The following is a 17,746-nucleotide window of genomic DNA, read 5'->3' as shown; positions in this document are numbered from 1 at the left end:
GAACGGGCGTTTGCCGGTCGTGCGTTTTGCCCGACGGCCAGGCGCCGGGGGCCGTTGATGTGGTCGCCCGCCGACCGCTCAGTCGGTATACTCGCTGCGCCCGTGTGCCATGCGGGTTCCGCGCCTCAGAACAACAACCGCGCCGCGAGTCTCGAGCCGATGAACGACTACGAACAGGAAGATCCGATCCCTCAGGGTGACCTCGCCCTGCAGATCACTGCGCTGCCGCGCGAGACCAATGGTTTCGGTGATATCTACGGTGGCTGGCTGGTTTCGCAGATGGACCTCGCCGGTACCGCCATGGCGAGCAAGGTCGCGGGGGGCCGCGTAGCGACCGTGGCCATCGATCGCATGGCCTTTCTGGTGCCGGTGGCGGTGGGTGCGCAGTTGTCCTTCTACACCCAGGCCCTGGAAGTGGGGCGCAGCTCGATCCAGATGATGGTCGAGGTGTGGAGCGACGATCCGTTGTCCAACGAATGGCGCAAGGTCACCGAGGCGGTGTTCGTCTTCGTCGCCATCGACGGCAGCGGCCGTACCCGCCCGGTACCGGCACGCCGCTGAAGCTGAGGCTACTCGCCGTCGACTGCCGCATTCCGGCGCTTGGGGGCTGCAGGGCTCTATCCACCTGACGGCCTGCTAGTCGTAGGGTACCCAGCCATGGGCCAGGGCATGCTTGAGCAGGTCTGCCGGCTTGTCGATAGCCAGTTTGCGCCTGATGCTCAGGCGATGGGTTTCCACGGTGCGCACGCTGATCTGCAGGGTGCGGGCCATGACCTTGTTGTTCAGACCCTGGGCGAGCATCAGCAGCACCTCGCGTTCGCGCGGCGTCAGTTCGTCTTCGCTGGGGGCCGGCTTGACCAGCTTGCGCGCGATATCGCCGCTGTAGAAGCTGCCGCCGGCTGCAATGGCTTCGATAGCCGCGACGATTTCCCGGGAAGGCGCTTCCTTCAGAACGTAGCCGCTGGCGCCCACCGCCAGCGAGCTGCTCACGTACTCCTGATTGTCGTACATGCTCAGCATCAACACCTTTATGGCGGGGTAGCGCTCGCGCAGCTGGCGGGTCAGTTCCAGCCCGTTGATGTCGCGCAGGCCCACATCCATCAGCAGGATGTCGACTGGGGTGCGCTGCAGCAGGTCGAACGCCTCGGCGCCACTGCCGGCCTCGCCGACGACCTGGAAATGAGGCAGCACCTCGAGCAGCGCGCGAATACCTTCGCGCACCAGAGCGTGGTCGTCTATCAGGGCAATTCGTATGGTGGCAGCGGTCATGGATGCGCGCTCTTGTTGTTTTGGTCGTTTCAGTCGAGAGCTAGGGTGTCGGTAGTGGCAGCGTCACCATCAGCTCCGTGTGGCCGGGTTGCGAGGTCAGGGCGAAGCGCCCGCCAAAATGTTCGACACGCTGGCGGATGTTGCGCAAGCCGATACCGCCAGTCAGGGTGTCGAAATGCCGGGAGCTGAAACCGACACCGTCGTCGCGAACCCGCAAACGCACCCGTCGCGCCCGGCCGTCGAGGCTGATGGCAACGGTGTTCGCCTGCGCGTGGCGCTCGATATTGGTCAGGGCTTCCTGCAGGATCCTGAACAGCGCAACCGCCATCCCATCGTTGAGCAGTGTATCGCCCAGGTCGTTCTTGTAGTCGATCAGCAGGCCGCTGCGTTGCTCGAATTCGGCGACCAGCTGAGCAATCGCGGCGGGCAGGCCGAGGGTGTCGAGCAGCGAGGGGTGCAGGTCGTGGGAAATCCGTCGCACTTCGCCGATGGCACCCGCGAGCCGCTCGGTGCCCTTGTGCAGCGTGTCCAGACCCTGCTCATTGCCCGAGGCCAGCTCCAGGCTGGCCAGCTCGAACTGGAACTTGATGGAAGCGAGCAGCTGGCTGATGCCGTCGTGCAGCTCGCGCGAGACCCGCGAGCGCTCCTCTTCCTGCAGGCTGACGATGCGTTGGGTGAGCAACTGCAGCTTGCGATCCGCCAGGCGATGCTCGCTGAGGTTCAGCGCCAGGCCGCCGGCGAACACCAGCAGCACGGCGACCAAGGCCACGCCGGCAATCGCCAGCATGGTGGCATGGATGCCGTTGCTGGCCTCGTCGTGCACCTGGGCAATCGCCTGGTCGACGTCTTCCAGATAGATGCCGGTGCCGAGCATCCAGCCCCAGCGCTCGAGCATGACCACGTAGGCCAGCTTGTCGGTCACCTCGCCGGTGGACGGTTTCTGCCAGGCGTAAAGCTGGAAGCCGTCGCCGCTCTGCGCGCTCTGCATCAGGGCCTGAATGACCAGTAGGCCGCGCGGGTCGGTCATGTTCCAGAGGTCCTGCCCGACCAGCTCGCCCTGACGCGGATGCATCAGGTTGCGCCCGTTGCTCTCGTAAACGAAGAAGTAGCCGTCGCTGCCGAAGCTGATTCTGGCCAGCACCCCCAACACCTGCTGTTTGATCTCGGCATCGTCGCGGCCGCTTTCGTACAGCGGCGAAATGATGCTCAGGGCCATCTCGACATAGTGTTTGAGCTCGACGCGCTTGCTCGCCAGGATGCTGTCTTCGATCAGGCGCGCCTGTTGCTCGCCCAGGCGCTGGTTCTGGAAGAACACCAGAACACAGACCACCGCCACGGCCAGCAGCAACGGCAGCACGCTGAGTGCGACTATCTTGTGTTTGAGCTGCATGGGTCAGGTCATTCCGGAAAGAACACAGCCAGCTGAATGCGAAATTGGCGCAGCAGAGTACCCGGGTCGTCGCCGGGTTGGCGGGGTCGAGCGGCGCTGGCCTGACTCGTCCGCCCAGCGGCATGACCGGCGTCGCTGGAACGGCGCATCGCATCCGTGTGTATTCGGTGCCTGTCTGCAGGCAGTCGATCATACCCGGATTTGCGCTGTGCTTTGTGGCGTGTGGCTGGCCAAGACGCGCACTTCGTCGGCGATCAGGAGATATCCACCACGGCTCTCGCTGGCCATGTCGAGTGCTGACGATTCCCGGTGAAGGCGGTGTGTCTCCTGAGCGTCCGGGCGCAATCGCGTCGGCAGCGAAGCCTGAGCCTAGTGGGACTGGTCGAGGATGCAGCGGGTAAAGCCCGAGTCGGGTCGGGAAACCGCTCGATACCCAGCGAAGGGGCCAGACAGCGGCCATCTGCCTTGGCTCAAAAGAGAAGACCCGGCGATTGCACCGGGTCTGCGATAGTCGCCGCGCTAGGCGAACGGCTCGCCGCGCGACGCCGAGCTTTGCATGGCTCGGCAATCAGCCGCGGATGTTGTAGATGTCCTTCTCGTTGCTTTCGGCGTATTCGTACAGGCGCTTGAGGTAGGCCTTCTGGTGTTCCCAGACCTTGCTCGCTGCCGGGTCGGCCGCGGCGCTGGCATCGACCACCTCGGCCGCCACTTCCTTCAGGCGGGCCAGGACTTCGTCCGGCAGGCGGCGGACTTCCACGCCATCGGCCTTGAGCTGTTCCATGGCTTCCATGTTCTTGGCGTTGTAGTCGTCGAGCATGTCGCCGTTGACGTCGCGAGCGGCGGCACGAACGATGGCCTTGAGGTCGGCCGGCAGGGTGTCCCAGGCCTTGAGGTTGACGTCCAGCTCGAACAGTACGCTCGGCTCCTGCCAGCCCGGGGTGTAGTAGTACTTGGCAGCCTTGTGCAGGCCCAGGGCCAGGTCGTTGTACGGGCCGATCCACTCGGTGGCGTCGATGGCGCCGGTCTGCATGGCAGTGAAGATCTCGCCGGCCGGCATGTTGACCACGGTACCGCCCATCTTGGTCAGCACTTCGCCGCCCAGGCCGGGGGTGCGCATCTTCAGGCCCTTGAAGTCGTCGACCGAGTTGATTTCCTTGTTGAACCAGCCGGCAGTCTGCACGCCGGTGTTGCCGCAGGCCATGGGCAGGACGCCGAACGGCTTGTACACCTCTTCCCACAGCTGCTGACCGCCGCCGCGGTGCAGCCAGGCGTTCATTTCCTGGGCGTTGGGACCGAACGGCGAGGCGCAGAAGAATTGCGCGGCCGGGACCTTGCCCTTCCAGTAGTACGGCGCGCCGTGACCCATTTCGGCGGTGCCGCGAGAGACTGCATCGAACACTTCCAGCGCCGGAACCAGCTCGCCGGCGGCGTAGACCTTGATCTTCAGACGGCCGTTGCTCATCTCCTCGACGAGCTTGGCGAAGCGCTCGGCGCCGACGCCGACGCCTGGGAAGTTCTTCGGCCAGGAGGTGACCATCTTCCAGTTGAAGGTCTGGGAACTCGAGCCCTCTTGGGGCGCAGCGGCGCTTTTTGCCTCTTCTTTGCAGCCCACCAGTGCGGTGGCTGCCAGGCCAACACCGGCTGCGGCGAGTATGTCGCGACGTTTCATGCAATGCTCCTTGTTGTTGTGATGACTCGAACACCGGGATCGCCAGCATTCGGAGCGTTCTGACTATCATAGGCAATGGCATCACTCAAGCGCAGCGACTACGTACGTAGTATTGCGGGTTGCGACGCTCTCGAGCGGCCACCTAGAATCCCGAGCCCCTTGGCTATAAGAATAAGGATCTGCCATGCCCAATCCCCCCCCTTTACTTGGGTTGGCACGCTTCATCGATGCGTGCAACGCCCTATTCGGCAAGGCCTGCGCCTGGCTCACCCTGTTTCTGGTAATCGGCACCGCCATCGTCGTGGTACTGCGCTACGGCTTCGGTATCGGCGCGACGGCGCTGCAGGAAGCCGTGCTCTACGCCCATGCGCTGGTATTCATGGGCGCTGCGGCCTGGGTGCTGCAGCGTAACGGCCATGTGCGCGTGGACATCTTCTTCCAGAAATTCAGCGGTCGCCGTCAGGCGCTGGTGGAAATTCTCGGCACCCTGCTGTTCCTGTTGCCGGTCGCGCTGTTCCTCGGCTGGGCCAGCTGGGACTACGTCAGCAACTCCTGGGCGACCCGCGAGGCCTCGGGGGAGTCCGGCGGTCTGAAGTTCGTCTACCTGCAGAAGAGCATCATCCTGGTGCTGGTGGTCAGCCTGGCGCTGCAGGGCGTTTCCAATCTGATCAAGGCGCTCTACGTCATCAGCGGTCGCCTGCCGGCTCCGGAGGTGAAACATGGCTGAGTTGATGGCGATTCTGCTGTTCGTCAGCATCTGCCTGGCGCTGATGGCCGGTTATCCGGTGGCCTTCACCCTGGCCGGTGTGTCCCTGCTGTTCGCCGGTATCGGCGTGCTCACCGGTACCTTCGATGCCGGTTACCTGAGCGCCCTGCCCAACCGTCTGTTCGGCATCATGAACAACCAGACCATGCTGGCCGTGCCGCTGTTCGTGTTCATGGGGGTGATGCTGGAACGCTCGCGAGTGGCCGAGGATCTGCTCGAGTCCATGTCGCGCCTGTTCGGCACCCTGCGTGGCGGTCTGGCGATTTCCGTGTGCGTGGTCGGCGCCCTGCTGGCCGCTTCCACCGGCATCGTCGGTGCCACCGTGGTGACCATGGGCCTGCTGGCGCTGCCGACCATGCTGCGCCGCGGCTATGATCCGGCCATTTCCACCGGCACCCTGGCGGCTACCGGCACGTTGGGCCAGATCATCCCGCCGTCCATCGTGCTGGTGCTGCTCGGCGACGTGATGTCCAGCGCCTATCAGCAGGCGCAGCTGAAGATGGGCATCTTCTCGCCGAAAACCGTTTCGGTCGGCGACCTGTTCGTCGGCGCCCTGCTGCCCGGTCTGCTGCTGGTCGGCCTGTACATCCTCTATATCGTCGGCACCGCGATCTTCCAGCCGAAGAAGCTGCCGGCGCTGCCGCAGGAAGAGCTGGGGCCGATCGAGTGGGGCAAGCTGATCAAGGCGCTGGTACCGCCGCTGATCCTGATCGGCGCGGTGCTTGGCTCGATCCTCGCCGGCTATGCCACGCCCACCGAGGCCGCGGCATTGGGCGCCGTGGGTGCGATGCTGCTGGCGGCGAGCAAGGGCAAGCTGAATTTCGGCCAGCTCAAGGAAGTGGCCTACGGCACCACCGAGATCAGCGCCATGGTTTTCATGATCCTGATCGGCGCCTCGCTGTTCTCCCTGGTATTCCGCGGTTTCGGCGGCGAGCACATGATCGAGGAAGTGTTCGCCCAGCTGCCGGGCGGCGTGCTTGGCGCCTTCTTCCTGGTGATGCTGGTGATCTTCCTGCTCGGCTTCATCCTCGACTTCATCGAAATCACCTTCGTGGTGGTGCCGATCGTCGGGCCGGTGCTGCTGGCCATGGGGCTGGATCCGATCTGGCTCGGCGTGATGATCGCGCTGAACCTGCAGACCTCCTTCCTCACCCCGCCGTTCGGCTTCGCACTGTTCTACCTGCGCGGGGTGACGCCGGCATCGGTGGCCACCAGCACCATCTACAAGGGTGTAGTGCCGTTCATCCTGATCCAGATCCTGCTGCTGGTGATCGCCTACATGTTCCCGGGGCTGATCACCTGGCTGCCGGAACAGGTCTACGGCAAGTAGGTCATACCTCGCAGTTGCCAGACGCCCGTCCTAGTGACGGGCGTTTTGCTTTGTGCGCCGTCTGAGCGTCCAATAGAAGCCATTTCGCAGAGCGAGAAGCCGCCATGAGCAATACCCAAGTCGAACGTGTGGAACTGGATCAACTGATCTGCTGGCGCATTCGCACCCAGCGCAGCGAGCTGCTGGTGGCCCAGCAGGGGGCGCAGATACTCGCTTACCAGCGCGACGGCCAGCCGCCGCTGATCTGGCTCAGCCCCGAGGCCGCCTATCAGCGCGCGCAGAGCGTGCGTGGCGGGGTGCCGATCTGCTGGCCCTGGTTCGGCGACCTGCGGCGCAATCCCCAGGCGGTGCAGGCGCACTACCAGCAGGTCGAAGCGCCTGCCCATGGTCTGGTGCGCGGGCTGGACTGGCAGCTGCTGGGCATCGACGAGGAGGGCGAGCAGGTGACGCTGCGGTTCGCCTTCGATACGCAGAAGGAGCCGCTGGCGGGCTGGCCGCATGCGGCACTCCTGCAGTTCGAGATTCGTCTGGCGGACGATCTGGCTATGAGCCTGCAGACCCACAACCGTGGGGAAGCGCCCTTGACCCTGAGCCAGGCCCTGCATACCTACTTCGCCGTCAGCGACGTGCGCCAGGTCAGCGTCGATGGCCTGCGGGGCTGCCGCTACGTCGACACGCTGCAGGACTGGCGAGAGCTGCGGCAGGATGCCGAATTGCGCTTCGTCGGCGAGACCGACCGCATTTATATGGACACGCCGGCCCGCCTGAGCATCGTCGATCCGGGCTGGGGGCGGCGCATTCACCTCGATTGCAGCGGCTCGCGCTCGGCCGTGCTGTGGAATCCCTGGGTCGACAAGGCCAGGCGCCTTTCCCAGTTCCCGGATGACGCCTGGCAAAACATGCTGTGCATCGAGACCGCCAACCTGCTGGAGGATGTGGTGCAGGTGAAACCCGACGAATGGCACCGCCTCGATTTGCGGCTTTCCAGCGACTCGTTCGGGCACTGATCGACGCTGCCTGACGCTAGCCGACCTGGCACAAAGCCAGTATATAAACAGCGGCCGGCGTCACATAAGCAAATATCAATGTGCCATCAAATGTGATGCGCCACTAATTTGCTAGTAAGTTATTTCCTACAAGTACGGAAGAACATCTCCGCGGCCCTGAAACATCGATGACAACTTGTCGGAAGTTCGTGACAAATACCCGGTACTGACGTTCCGGTAATAATTTGAAAGATGTCCTCGAATGTTAGGCATTTCACACTTCCGGCGGTTGCCCCCCTTCGATCATGGGGCTAGGATGCCCGACCTATAAGGATCTTGCGCAAGTTGTTGCACAAACAACTGCGCAAAAAGTTGCGCACTGCGGTGTTTTTGCCCTGGCTGGATAGCCAAGTGCTACACCTGCGGAAGTTGCCCACTTAGAAGTCGAGTCATGGAATGACGTACTCCAGCAAGCTCACCGCTCATTATCTCAATCTGGCTAAATCCCCTATTAATGAAGGGAACTTCGCCGGTGAAGACGTGCGTTATTCCAGCGAATACGAAATGCTGGAAACCGAGCTGGGCAAGGCCTCCTCGCTGCATGAAACCGGCGCCATCGACTGGCAGAAGGTGCGCGAGGGCAGCGAGAACCTGCTGACCACCCAATCCAAGGATCTGCGCGCCGCCACCTGGCTGACCTGGGGCCTGTTCCAGCGCGAATCCTTCGCCGGCCTGCAGGCCGGTCTGAACCTGCTGCACTACCTCTGCGAACACCACTGGCACGAGCTGCACCCGCGCAAGGCGCGGACCCGCACCGCCGCCATCAACTGGCTGCTGCCGCGCCTGGAACAGGCGCTGGCCGAACACGTGCCGATCAGCGAGCAGCTGCCGCTGTTTCGCCGTCTGGCCGAACACCTGCACGGTCTGGAAGCCACCCTGTCGAGCCACCTCGGCGAGGACTCGCCGCTGCTGCTGCCGTTGTGCCGCCGCCTCGACGAGCAGATCAAGCGGGCCAGCCAGGGCCAGGCCGAGCCGGGCGCAGTCGGCGCCGCCATTGCCCAGGTCAAGCAGGTCGCCACCCAGATCATCACCGGCAGCGGTCCCATCGAAAGCGAGAAGGATGCCCACAAGGCCCTGCGCAGCCAGCAGGACGCCGCCCGCCCGCTGTGCGCCTGGTGGCTGAAGAACAAGGCCACCGACCTCAAGCCGCTGCGCCTGGCGCGTACCCTGCTGTGGCTGCCCATCGAGTCGCTGCCCGAGCGCAACGCCGAACAGATCACCGCCCTGCGCGGCCTGCCGGCCGACAAGCTGGCCTCCTACAAGGAACGTTTCGCCCAGGGCGCCTACGCCGACCTGCTCGCCGATCTGGAAGCCAGCATCGCCCGCGCGCCGTTCTGGCTCGATGGCCAGCGCCTGGTCTGGGAATGCCTGCAGGAGCTCAAGGCCGAGCAGGCCATGCGCGAAGTGGAAATCCAGCTCGCCCTGTTCTTGCAGCGCGTGCCCGGCCTCGACGAGCTGCGCTTCCATGACGGCGTGCCCTTCGCCGATGCCGAGACCCGTGCCTGGATCGGTGCCCATGTGCTGCCGCACCTGCAGGCCCCGGAAGTGGAGAAGAAGCCTGCCGCCAGCGAGCAGGGCGCCACGCCGCCCTGGGAAGAGGCGCTGCAGCAGGTGCTGCCCGGCCTGCGCAAGGACGGCCTGAAGGCCGCCGTGCAGCAGCTCAAGCAGGGCATGTCGCGCGCCCGTGGCGGCCGCGAACGCTTCTTCTGGCAACTGACCCTGGCCCGCCTGTGCTTCGCCGCGAAGAAGTACGACCTGGCCAAGACCCAACTCGAATCGCTCGACCAGACGCTGCAGGCCGCCGGCCTCGGCGAGTGGGAACCCGATCTCGCCCTGGACGTGCTGCGCCTGCTGCACCACTGCTGCGAGCTGCTGCCGCAGAACCATGCGGTGCGCGACAGCAAGGACGAGATCTATCGCAGGTTGTGCCACCTCGATCTCGAGGTGGTGCTGGAGTAAGGCGCCAACACGCCAATCAAGGCCTCCGGGCCATCAACGCAAAGGAGAACAGCCATGGCCAAAGAAGGCTCGGTAGCCCCCAAGGAACGCATCAACGTCACCTTCAAACCCGCCACCGGCGGCGCCCAGGAAGAAATCGAACTGCCCCTGAAGCTCATGGTGCTCGGCGATTTCACCCAGCGTGCCGACGATCGCAAGATCGAAGACCGCAAGCCCATCAGCATCGACAAGAACAGCTTCGACGAAGTGCTGGCCAAGCAGGAACTGAACCTGACCTTCGCCGTGCCGAACCGTCTGCAGGACGAGCAGACCGATGACGAGCTGGCCGTGCAGCTGCGCATCAACTCCATGAAGGACTTCAACCCCGCCAACCTGGTCGAGCAGGTACCGGAGCTGAAGAAGCTGATGGAACTGCGCGACGCCCTGGTCGCCCTCAAAGGCCCGCTGGGCAACGCCCCGGCCTTCCGCAAGGCGATCGAAAGCGTGCTCTCCGACGACGACTCGCGCGATCGCGTGCTCGGCGAACTGGGCCTGGCCGCCAAAGACAAGCTGGATTCCTGATTCTCACTGACAAGGACGCATATTCATGAGCACGACTAGCGCAGCCGTAGAAAGCAGCCACAGCGCCGCCGAACTCGGCATTCTCGACCGCATCATCGCCGAGACCAAACTGACCCCCGATGACGAGGCCTACGACATCGCCAAGCGCGGCGTATCGGCCTTCATCGAAGAGCTGCTCAAGCCGCAGAACGAAAACGAGCCGGTGAAGAAGGCCATGGTCGACCGCATGATCGCGGAGATCGACGCCAAGCTCAGCCGGCAGATGGACGAGATCCTCCACCACCCGGACTTCCAGGCCCTGGAATCCTCCTGGCGCGGCCTCAAGCTGCTGGTGGACCGCACCAACTTCCGCGAGAACATCAAGCTGGAGATCCTCAACGCCTCCAAGCAGGACCTGCTCGATGACTTCGAAGACAGCCCGGAAATCGTTCAGTCCGGCCTGTACAAGCACATCTACACCGCCGAGTACGGCCAGTTCGGTGGCCAGCCGGTCGGCGCCCTGATCGCCAACTACTACTTCGACCCGAGCGCTCCGGACGTCAAGACCCTGCAGTACGTCGCCTCGGTGGCCTGCATGTCCCACGCCCCGTTCATCGCCTCGGCCGGCCCGAAATTCTTCGGCCTGGAAACCTTCACCGGCCTGCCGGACCTGAAGGACCTCAAGGACCACTTCGAAGGCCCGCAATTCACCAAGTGGCAGAGCTTCCGCGAGCAGGAAGACGCCCGCTACGTCGGCCTGACCGTACCGCGCTTCCTGCTGCGCAACCCGTACGATCCGGAAGACAACCCGGTGAAGACCTTCGTCTACAAGGAAAACGTGGCCAACAGCCACGAGCACTACCTGTGGGGCAACACCGCCTACGCCTTCGCCAGCCGTCTGACCGACAGCTTCGCCAAGTTCCGCTGGTGCCCGAACATCATCGGCCCGCAGAGCGGTGGCGCGGTGGAAGACCTGCCGCTGCACCACTTCGAGAGCATGGGCGAGATCGAGACCAAGATCCCCACCGAGGTGCTGGTTTCCGACCGTCGCGAGTACGAGCTGGCCGAGGAAGGCTTTATCGCCCTGACCATGCGCAAGGGCAGCGACAACGCCGCGTTCTTCTCCGCCAATTCGGCGCAGAAGCCGAAGTTCTTCGGCATCAGCGAAGAAGGCAAGACCGCCGAGCTGAACTACAAGCTGGGCACCCAGCTGCCGTACATGTTCATCGTCAACCGTCTGGCCCACTACCTGAAAGTGCTGCAGCGCGAGCAGATCGGTGCCTGGAAGGAGCGTACCGACCTCGAGCTGGAACTGAACAAGTGGATCCGCCAGTACGTGGCCGACCAGGAGAACCCCAGCTCCGAAGTGCGTAGCCGTCGTCCGCTGCGCGCCGCCCAGGTCATCGTCAGCGATGTCGAAGGCGAGCCGGGCTGGTACCGCGTCAGCCTGAACGTGCGCCCGCACTTCAAGTACATGGGTGCCGACTTCACCCTGTCGCTGGTCGGCAAGCTGGACAAGGAGTAAGCAGCCATGGCCTACGGCAGCCTGTTCGAGCGCCTCGGTGGCGAGGCCGGCCAACGTGCCGGCTGGAGCCGCGAGGTCGCCGCCATGGCCTCGGTGGCTGCCCATCTGGCCAAGATGCTCAGCACCCGTGCGGGCAGCGTGCAGACGCTGCCCGACTACGGGTTGCCCGATTTGAACGATATGCGCCTGTCGCTGCACGACTCGCTGCAGCAGGCGCGTATCGCCATCGAACGCTTTATCGAAGCGTACGAACCCCGTCTGACCCAGGTGCACGTGATTTCCCTGCCGCGCACCCATGATCCGCTGCGCCAGGCCTTCGCCATCGACGCGATGCTGGAGATGGATGGCGTCAGGCGTCAGGTCAGTTTCTCCGCGAGCCTGGACGGTAGCGGTCAGGTCAAGGTCAACCCAGGAGCCTCACATGTCCGGTAAACCCGCAGCCCGCCTCGGCGATCCCACCGCCTGCCCGATTCCCGGCCACGGCACCAACCCGATCGCCGCCGGCTCGCCCGACGTGCTGTTCGACAGTCTGCCCGCCGCGCGCATGGGCGACGCCTCCGCCTGCGGCGGCGCCATGGCCGGCGCGGTGATTCCCACCGTGCTGATCAATGGCAAGCCGGCGGCGGTGGTGGGCTCGGTGGGTAGTCATGGCAATACCGTGGTGGCTGGCTCCGGCACCGTGTTGATTGGCGCGAGTGGCGGTGGGGCGGCGTTCAGCCCGGTTGCGCCGCTGTCGCTGGTGGCTGCTGCAGCTAGCGTCATCAATGTTCTGGTGCCTCCGGCTCAAGCGGCCGAAGAGCGCGCGCTGGATTACACCATTGCTTTGCAGCGTGGAGGCAATCGTGTGCTCACGCCTCTGCGGATTCCCGATTACGAGGAAATTGGACAAGGCACAACGAACAATCGAGAGACCATCGATTTCCAGATCCGTAACCGCAAACATCCGGCCGATAGCCTGACCCTGGAGGTATACGATGGCGAGACGCTGCTCCATAGCGAAGCGGATACAGCGGCGCTGCTTCCGACAGGTGAGCACCAGTGGCAGTGGGACGGCTACGACCGATCTGGCGTTCTCGATACTCGTGTTTTGAAAAGCCCCAACCTGCTTGTGCGTCTGACCGTGAAGAAAGGTGCTGAAGAGCAGGTATCGGAGCTGCGGCTGGACAATAGCGCTGCAGCCGCACCGTGGGTCGATGCCCGCGTTGATCGCAACGCTGGCTCCGTCGAGATCACCCTGCGCCCCAGCTTCTCTGATGGTGGTGTATCCGGCAGGAACAACCAATTGACGGCCCGCACATTCGATGAACTGAAGGTATTGGCCAAGGCGGGGGTCGAATACTACTGGTCGCGTGAGGGCAGTCGTGCAGGCGGCATCGACAAGCCGATTCAGACAGCCAAAGGCGCGTTTCAGGTGAAGGTCATCGCTGATGTGCATGCCAAGCCCAGCGCCAAGAATTTCCCGCTCATTGCTTCAATCGGTGATGACTTCGGTCGTTCCACTAGCTTCGCGATGTTCAAAAAGATTTACCACAACTTGGGCATGTGGGCGGCTGCCAACTATCCCGCCAATTTTGCCGATGAGGATTTCGCGCACACCGCTGCGCATGAGGTGGGTCACCTCATCCTCAACGAGTACGGCGATGGTGGCTTGATACCTGCGTACTCGTGGAGCCACAAGTCGACCTCCACGATCCTCACTCAGGCGCCTGTGGACAATCACCCCATTCCAGCGGCAGGGGAGATAGACCTTATGCATTACCACTCCCACAGCCCACGCAACTACCAGGACTATTGGCAGCGTTCCATCGCCTCGGAGAACGACGTCAAGGGCCTGTTGTGGCTTACCCGGGTGAAATTCGATGACTAAGCACGTGCTGTGTCTACTTTCGATTCTGCTTGCTGGCTGCAGCAGCCAGCAGAAAAGCGTCTTTATCGCCAACTTCGAAAATGTGTGTGGCTACACGGTCGAAGTTTCCACCCATGACTACTCCAACGGAAAAGGCTCATTCCCTGCTGGACAGCGGCTGGCCGCTGACGACTCCATCGAGGTGCTGTCCTACATCGTGTTCAACGAAACACTGGAAGACAGCGTACCAGGCACTTATCGCCTGGATATCGCGGCACATGGCAAGTCGGTATCGCTCGACAAGCAGCGCCTGCTTGCTCATCTGAAGCGCTCGCCAATTGAACAAAAAGGCAATGCCATAACGATATGGACGATCAACGACACCTCTCTGTGTCCATAACGGCAACACGCCCAGGGATGAGCAAACAGCATGTCTTTTAACCACTACTACCAAAGCGAACTCACCGCCCTGCGCCAACTGGGCAAGCGCTTTGCCGAGCGCAGCCCGGCATTGGCGCCGTTCCTTGGCCAGGCCGGGCGTGATCCGGATGTCGAGCGCCTGCTCGAAGGCTTCGCCTTCCTCACCGGGCGCCTGCGGCAGAAGCTCGACGACGAGCTGCCGGAGCTGACCCACTCGCTGATGCACCTGCTGTGGCCGAACTATATGCGTCCGCTGCCGGCCTTCAGCATGCTGCAGTTCGACCCGCTGACCCGCCCCGGCCCGGCGTTGCCGGTCAAGCGCGGCACGCCGGTGGAAGCCAAGGCCATCGAAGGCGTCACCTGCCGCTTTCGCACCTGCTACCCCACCGAGGTGCTGCCGCTGGCGCTGAACGGCCTGGACTACTCGGTCAAGGGCGACGGCGCGCTGCTCAGCCTGCGTCTGGGCATGAGCGCCGACGGCCATCTCGGCGAGATCGGCCTGAACAAGCTGCGTCTGCACCTGGCCGGCGAGCGCTATATCGGCCAGATGCTCTACCTGGCGCTGCTGCGCAACCTCGGCGGCATCCAGCTGGTGCTGCTCGATGCGGCCGGCAAGCCCATGCAGGATGCCTTCGGCCAGACTCTCGGCACCCTGCAGCTCAAGCCCGAGCAGGTGCAGCCGGTGGGCTTCGCCGAAGACGAGGCGCTGATCCCCTATCCGCTCAACACCTTCCGCGGCTACCGCTACCTGCAGGAATACTTCGCCTTCCAGGACAAGTTCCTCTTCGTCGACCTGCTCGGCCTGGATGCCATCCATGGCCTGCCCGAGGATCTGCTCAAGCAGGCGCGCGGTCTGGAGCTGCGCTTCGATATCCACAAGGCCGGGGTGCAGCGCATCCGCCCGACCCTGGAAAACGTGCGCCTGTACTGCACGCCGGTGGTCAACCTGTTCCAGCACGACGCCATCCCGATCCGCCTCGACGGCAAGCAGGACCAGTACCTGCTGCTGCCGGCCGAATTCGACGCGCAGCATTGCGGCGTGTTCTCGGTGGACCGCGTCACCGGCTGGAAGCCGGGCGGCATGGGCTACGAGGAGTACGTGCCGTTCGAGTCGTTCGAGCACGACCCCAGCTTCGACGTGCCGGTGGCGCGCCCGCACTACAGCGTGCGTCAGCAGCCGTCGATGCTCGGCGACGGCCTGGAGACCTGGCTCAGCTTCGGCCTGCGCAACCTCGACCAGCACGAGACGCTGTCCATCGAGCTGACCTGCACCAACCAGAATCTGCCGCGTCAGCTGAGCCTGGGCGATATCTGCCTGCCCAGCGAGGACACTCCGGATTTTCTCAGCTTCCGCAACATCAGCGCGGTCACCCCCTGCTATGCGCCGCCGCTGCACCGCGACTTCCTGTGGAAGCTGATTTCCAACATGTCGCTGAACTACCTGTCGCTGGCCAACGTCGAGGCGCTCAAGGTGATCCTCGAGACCTACGACCTGCCGCGCTACTACGACCAGCACGCCGAGCGCGTCAGCAAGCGCCTGCTCGGTGGCCTCAAGAGCATCGGCCACCGCCATGTCGACCGCCTGCACCGCGGCCTGCCGGTGCGCGGCGTGCGCACCGAACTGACCATGAACCCGGACGGCTACCTGGGCGAAGGCGACCTGTTCCTCTTCGCCTCGGTACTCAATGAATTTTTCGCCCTCTACGCCAGCCTCAACAGCTACCACGAGCTGCACGTACAGAGCACACAGGGAGAGTTGTACAAATGGACGCCACGCATGGGGCAGCAGCCCCTGCTCTGAACCGGCTCAGCCGGGGCATCCGCGAGTACAGCCTGTTCCAGGCCGTACAGCTGGTGCTGGAGCGCCTCAAGGTCGCCCATCCGCAACTGGATGACGAGCGCCTCTACGAGTACCTGGAGTTCCAGGCCAACCCGAGCCTGGGTTTCCCCGGCAGCGATATCGATCGCGTGCAGTTCTTCGAGGAGCACGGCGAGCTGCGCGCGCGCATGCGCGTCAACCTGGTCGGCCTGTTCGGCGGCGGCTCGCCGTTGCCGGCCTTCTACAGCGAACAGGCCCTGGGTGACAGCGAGGACGGCAACCCGACCCGCGACTTCCTCGACCTGTTCAACAACCGTCTGCAGCGCCTGTTGCTGCCGATCTGGCAGAAGTACCGCTACCGCGCCAGCTTCCAGAGCGGGGCGATGGACGCCTTCTCCGCGCACCTGTTCGCCCTGATCGGCCTGGGCAGCGAGCAGATCCGCCAGGCCCAGGAGCTGAACTGGAAGCGCCTGCTGCCCTACCTCGGCCTGCTCAGCCTGCGCGCCCATTCGGCGGCGCTGATCGAGTCGGTGCTGCGTTACTACTTCAAGCACGCCGAGCTGTTCATCGAGCAGTGCCTGGAGCGCCAGGTGGTGGTGCTGGAAGAACAGCGCAACCGCCTCGGCCGCGCCAACAGCCTGCTCGGCGAAGACACCGTGCTCGGCGAGCGCGTCCGCGACCGCGGCGGCAAGTTCCGCATCCACGTGCGCCAGCTGGGCTGGACGCGCTTTCACGAGTTCCTGCCGATCGGCACGGGTTACCAGCCGCTCTGCGCGCTGGTGCGCTTCACCCTGCGCGATCCGCTGGACTACGACATCCGCCTGGAGCTGCGTCAGGACGAAATCCGCGACCTGCGCATCGGCGAAGGCAACCCCTGCCTGCTGGGCTGGACCACCTGGCTCGGCCGTGAGAACGCCGACGGTCTGGTCACCCTCGGCAGCAAGATTCATTAAGGACAGATGAAATGATCAACGTCGACCTGCAACAACTGGTTCAAGCTCTGGACGCTGCGAGCAAGCGCGACCTGGAGATGGCCGCCGAACGCTGCGTGGTACGCGGCGGCAACAAGATCCTCGTCGAGGATCTGCTGCTGGGCCTCCTTGAGCGCCCGGAAAGCCTGCTGGCGCGCGCCCTGCAGGATGCCGAGATCGATGCCGGCGAGCTGGCCCAGACGCTGCAGCCGCGCGGCGAGCACAGCGAGTCGCGCAACCCGGTGTTTTCTGCCGAGCTGGTGCAGTGGCTGCAGGACGCCCTGCTGGTGGCCAACCTGGAGCTGGGCGCCAGCCAGATCGACCAGGCCGCGCTGATCCTCGCCCTGCTGCGCAACCCCATGCGCTACGCCGGCAGCCGTTATCAGACGCTGCTGAGCAAGCTCAATGCCGAGCGTCTGCGCGACTTCGCCCTCAGCCAGCAGCCGCAGGCCGCGGGCGGCAAAGCGGCGGCGCCGGGCGAGTCGAACCTGGCGCGCTTTACCCACAACTTCACCCAGCAGGCCCGCGACGGCAAGCTCGACCCGGTGCTGTGCCGCGACGGCGCGATCCGCCAGATGGTCGATATCCTCGCCCGCCGGCGCAAGAACAACCCCATCGTGGTCGGCGAGGCCGGCGTGGGCAAGACCGCCATCGTCGAGGGCCTGGCCCTGCGCATCGCCACCGGCGAGGTGCCGCAGGTGCTCAAGGGCGTCGAGCTGCTGTGCCTGGACCTCGGCCTGCTGCAGGCCGGCGCCAGCGTCAAGGGCGAGTTCGAGCGCCGCCTGCAGGGCGTGATCGACGAGGTCAAGGCCTCGCCCAAGCCGATCATCCTGTTTATCGACGAGGCCCATACCCTGATCGGCGCCGGTGGCCAGGCCGGCAGCGGCGATGCCGCCAACCTGCTCAAGCCGGCGCTGGCCCGTGGCGAGCTGCGTACCATCGCCGCCACCACCTGGAGCGAATACAAGAAATACTTCGAGAAGGACCCGGCCCTGGCCCGCCGCTTCCAGCCGGTGCAGCTGCATGAGCCGACCGTCGACGAGGCGGTGACCATCCTGCGCGGCCTGGCGCCGGTGTACGAGAAGAGCCACGGCATCTACCTGCGCGACGACGCCGTGGTCGCCGCCGCCGAGCTGTCGGCGCGCTACCTGGCTGGTCGCCAGTTGCCGGACAAGGCGGTGGACGTGCTCGACACT

General features: G+C 64.2%; 16 protein-coding genes. 13 read left to right on the top strand and 3 right to left on the bottom strand.

The annotated features are described in order from the left end of the window. Window positions 1-159: 159 nt before the first annotated feature. Entirely contained in the window at window positions 160-561 is a 402-nt protein-coding gene (locus N7333_RS08820; RefSeq protein ID WP_003242052.1) for an acyl-CoA thioesterase, read from the top strand. A 75-nt stretch (window positions 562-636) separates the two neighbouring features. Here the strand turns inward: N7333_RS08820 and N7333_RS08815 are convergent, their stop codons facing one another. From N7333_RS08815 to N7333_RS08805, 3 genes are all read right to left on the bottom strand, one after another. Continuing rightward, window positions 637-1,269 (bottom strand): response regulator transcription factor, encoded by a 633-nt coding sequence (locus N7333_RS08815; protein ID WP_003242055.1) that lies wholly within the window; start codon window positions 1,267-1,269, stop codon window positions 637-639. Window positions 1,270-1,309: 40 nt separating this feature from the next. Beyond that, the gene (locus N7333_RS08810; protein WP_011920423.1) at window positions 1,310-2,659 is read right to left on the bottom strand and encodes a cache domain-containing protein; all 1,350 of its coding nucleotides are present in this window, start codon (window positions 2,657-2,659) and stop codon (window positions 1,310-1,312) included. Between the two features lie 568 nt (window positions 2,660-3,227). After that, on the bottom strand, window positions 3,228-4,328 hold the full coding sequence (locus N7333_RS08805; RefSeq protein WP_003242058.1) for a TRAP transporter substrate-binding protein: 1,101 nt from the start codon (window positions 4,326-4,328) through the stop codon (window positions 3,228-3,230). 184 nt (window positions 4,329-4,512) lie between these two features. Between N7333_RS08805 and N7333_RS08800 the strand changes: the two genes are divergently transcribed. From N7333_RS08800 to N7333_RS08745, 12 genes are all read left to right on the top strand, one after another. Beyond that, window positions 4,513-5,055, top strand: coding sequence for a TRAP transporter small permease subunit (locus N7333_RS08800; RefSeq protein WP_011920424.1), 543 nt, complete (start codon window positions 4,513-4,515; stop codon window positions 5,053-5,055). Next, on the top strand, window positions 5,048-6,424 hold the full coding sequence (locus tag N7333_RS08795) for a TRAP transporter large permease subunit (protein ID WP_003242060.1): 1,377 nt from the start codon (window positions 5,048-5,050) through the stop codon (window positions 6,422-6,424). The genes N7333_RS08800 and N7333_RS08795 overlap by 8 nt, the downstream gene beginning before the upstream one ends. 104 nt (window positions 6,425-6,528) lie before the next feature. Next, a complete protein-coding gene (locus tag N7333_RS08790) occupies window positions 6,529-7,431 on the top strand; it encodes a D-hexose-6-phosphate mutarotase (protein WP_129483197.1) in 903 nt (300 codons plus the stop codon). 435 nt (window positions 7,432-7,866) lie between these two features. Then, window positions 7,867-9,429 carry a type VI secretion system protein TssA gene (gene tssA / locus N7333_RS08785; protein ID WP_129483198.1) on the top strand — a complete coding sequence of 521 codons (1,563 nt, stop codon included), beginning with the start codon at window positions 7,867-7,869 and terminating at the stop codon, window positions 9,427-9,429. Between the two features lie 54 nt (window positions 9,430-9,483). Next, window positions 9,484-9,990, top strand: a complete 507-nt coding sequence (gene tssB, locus N7333_RS08780) for a type VI secretion system contractile sheath small subunit (RefSeq protein WP_003242063.1) — start codon at window positions 9,484-9,486, stop codon at window positions 9,988-9,990. 25 nt (window positions 9,991-10,015) lie between these two features. Next, window positions 10,016-11,494, top strand: a complete 1,479-nt coding sequence (gene tssC / locus N7333_RS08775) for a type VI secretion system contractile sheath large subunit (protein WP_003242064.1) — start codon at window positions 10,016-10,018, stop codon at window positions 11,492-11,494. Window positions 11,495-11,500: 6 nt separating this feature from the next. Next, window positions 11,501-11,926, top strand: coding sequence for a type VI secretion system baseplate subunit TssE (tssE, locus tag N7333_RS08770; protein ID WP_279858694.1), 426 nt, complete (start codon window positions 11,501-11,503; stop codon window positions 11,924-11,926). Next, a complete protein-coding gene (locus tag N7333_RS08765; protein ID WP_129483199.1) occupies window positions 11,916-13,361 on the top strand; it encodes a PAAR domain-containing protein in 1,446 nt (481 codons plus the stop codon). Before tssE ends, N7333_RS08765 begins: the two co-directional genes overlap by 11 nt. Then, window positions 13,354-13,740 (top strand): hypothetical protein, encoded by a 387-nt coding sequence (locus tag N7333_RS08760; RefSeq protein WP_129483200.1) that lies wholly within the window; start codon window positions 13,354-13,356, stop codon window positions 13,738-13,740. The genes N7333_RS08765 and N7333_RS08760 overlap by 8 nt, the downstream gene beginning before the upstream one ends. Window positions 13,741-13,770: 30 nt before the next feature. Continuing rightward, window positions 13,771-15,561 (top strand): type VI secretion system baseplate subunit TssF, encoded by a 1,791-nt coding sequence (gene tssF, locus N7333_RS08755; protein ID WP_003242068.1) that lies wholly within the window; start codon window positions 13,771-13,773, stop codon window positions 15,559-15,561. Further along, window positions 15,525-16,532: a type VI secretion system baseplate subunit TssG gene (gene tssG / locus N7333_RS08750; protein WP_003242069.1), complete on the top strand. Its 1,008-nt coding sequence runs from the start codon at window positions 15,525-15,527 to the stop codon at window positions 16,530-16,532. Before tssF ends, tssG begins: the two co-directional genes overlap by 37 nt. An 11-nt stretch (window positions 16,533-16,543) precedes the next feature. Then, window positions 16,544-17,746, top strand: a 1,203-nt coding sequence (locus tag N7333_RS08745) for an AAA family ATPase (RefSeq protein ID WP_279858693.1), incomplete at its 3' end; no start/stop codon positions are given.

The organism is Pseudomonas sp. GD04158, assembly GCF_029834875.1.
Lineage (GTDB): Bacteria > Pseudomonadota > Gammaproteobacteria > Pseudomonadales > Pseudomonadaceae > Aquipseudomonas > Aquipseudomonas hydrolytica.
The sequence above is the reverse complement of the archived record's forward strand: the minus strand, read 5'-3'. Positions and strand labels throughout refer to the sequence as shown.

Coding starts and splice junctions, on each gene's coding strand:
- N7333_RS08820 (WP_003242052.1), top strand. CDS start 160: ATGAACGACTACGAACAGGAAGATCCGATCCCTCAGGGTGACCTCGCC.
- N7333_RS08815 (WP_003242055.1), bottom strand. CDS start 1,269: ATGACCGCTGCCACCATACGAATTGCCCTGATAGACGACCACGCTCTG.
- N7333_RS08810 (WP_011920423.1), bottom strand. CDS start 2,659: ATGCAGCTCAAACACAAGATAGTCGCACTCAGCGTGCTGCCGTTGCTG.
- N7333_RS08805 (WP_003242058.1), bottom strand. CDS start 4,328: ATGAAACGTCGCGACATACTCGCCGCAGCCGGTGTTGGCCTGGCAGCC.
- N7333_RS08800 (WP_011920424.1), top strand. CDS start 4,513: ATGCCCAATCCCCCCCCTTTACTTGGGTTGGCACGCTTCATCGATGCG.
- N7333_RS08795 (WP_003242060.1), top strand. CDS start 5,048: ATGGCTGAGTTGATGGCGATTCTGCTGTTCGTCAGCATCTGCCTGGCG.
- N7333_RS08790 (WP_129483197.1), top strand. CDS start 6,529: ATGAGCAATACCCAAGTCGAACGTGTGGAACTGGATCAACTGATCTGC.
- tssA (WP_129483198.1), top strand. CDS start 7,867: ATGACGTACTCCAGCAAGCTCACCGCTCATTATCTCAATCTGGCTAAA.
- tssB (WP_003242063.1), top strand. CDS start 9,484: ATGGCCAAAGAAGGCTCGGTAGCCCCCAAGGAACGCATCAACGTCACC.
- tssC (WP_003242064.1), top strand. CDS start 10,016: ATGAGCACGACTAGCGCAGCCGTAGAAAGCAGCCACAGCGCCGCCGAA.
- tssE (WP_279858694.1), top strand. CDS start 11,501: ATGGCCTACGGCAGCCTGTTCGAGCGCCTCGGTGGCGAGGCCGGCCAA.
- N7333_RS08765 (WP_129483199.1), top strand. CDS start 11,916: ATGTCCGGTAAACCCGCAGCCCGCCTCGGCGATCCCACCGCCTGCCCG.
- N7333_RS08760 (WP_129483200.1), top strand. CDS start 13,354: ATGACTAAGCACGTGCTGTGTCTACTTTCGATTCTGCTTGCTGGCTGC.
- tssF (WP_003242068.1), top strand. CDS start 13,771: ATGTCTTTTAACCACTACTACCAAAGCGAACTCACCGCCCTGCGCCAA.
- tssG (WP_003242069.1), top strand. CDS start 15,525: ATGGACGCCACGCATGGGGCAGCAGCCCCTGCTCTGAACCGGCTCAGC.